This is a genomic window from Mucilaginibacter sp. RCC_168, assembly GCF_041355315.1.
GTDB lineage: Bacteria > Bacteroidota > Bacteroidia > Sphingobacteriales > Sphingobacteriaceae > Mucilaginibacter.
Genome location: NZ_JBFUPN010000067.1, coordinates 1 through 893, shown reverse-complemented (window position 1 = coordinate 893; position 893 = coordinate 1). Strand labels below are relative to the sequence as shown.

The window sequence follows — 893 nt, the reverse complement described above, 5'->3', positions numbered from 1 at the left end:
CCGGTGAAGATGCGTACAAGTTTCCCGATTCGAACTGATCTATAAACCACAAACGATCTTGATGATAGGAACATTTAGTATCCATATTCAATATGATTTTAATTTTATTTGGTTGGTGTAAGAGCTGACGCGATACTAAAATCCGGTTTATCAAATATAGAATAATAAGATATTCTTTGATTAGGATTGATAATAATATTTCTTATAAGTGCCTGATATGAATTACCAAACTGAATAATATCAGCTTCACTAAAATGATCCGTATTATATTCCAGTGAAATATCTAAAATGCCATCATTTAGTGAACAATACATAATAAGATCGTATTTACTATAATGATACGGAACCGGAAAAACGGTAATATCTATTTTTTCCTGAACAGGCATATGATCTTGTTTTTTTTCAAAATAATCATTCCCCACCATATTAATCATTACATTAAATATCGGCTTGCTACCTAATACCCCTGCTAGCCTCAAGTCATTGACGAGCTTATCAAATGGATACGCCTGATGACCTAATGCTTCCAGAACAGATCGAGATGATCTTCTGACCATTTCATTAAAATACTCTGTGCTTCTAACCTCGATTTTCAGCGGCAAGGTGGACAAGTAAAGCCCTATTTGGTCTTCCAAGCTCAAATGTTTTCGGTTTGAAACCGGCGTGCCTAGAATGATATTGTCTTGATGGGTATATTTCTCAATTAACAAAGCCAAAATCGTGGCCAGAATTGTAAACATTGTCCCATTCTCTTCTTTTGCAATAGCAGCCAGGGCTTCACTAACATTTTTATCCAGGCGGAAAACTACCTGTTCTTCGTTGCTCCCGTTACGCGGCTCCCTTTCTGCCTGATAAAAAGGCAACCGTATTGGATCGATCTTTTCTTTAAACTG

At 36.3% G+C, this 893-nt stretch carries 1 protein-coding gene; it reads right to left on the bottom strand.

Annotation, left to right across the window (positions count from 1 at the left end; genetic code table 11):
- Positions 1 to 104: 104 nt before the first annotated feature.
- Positions 105 to 893 (bottom strand): condensation domain-containing protein (locus AB6735_RS27975; protein WP_370999476.1); only part of this gene is annotated, 789 nt, incomplete at its 5' end.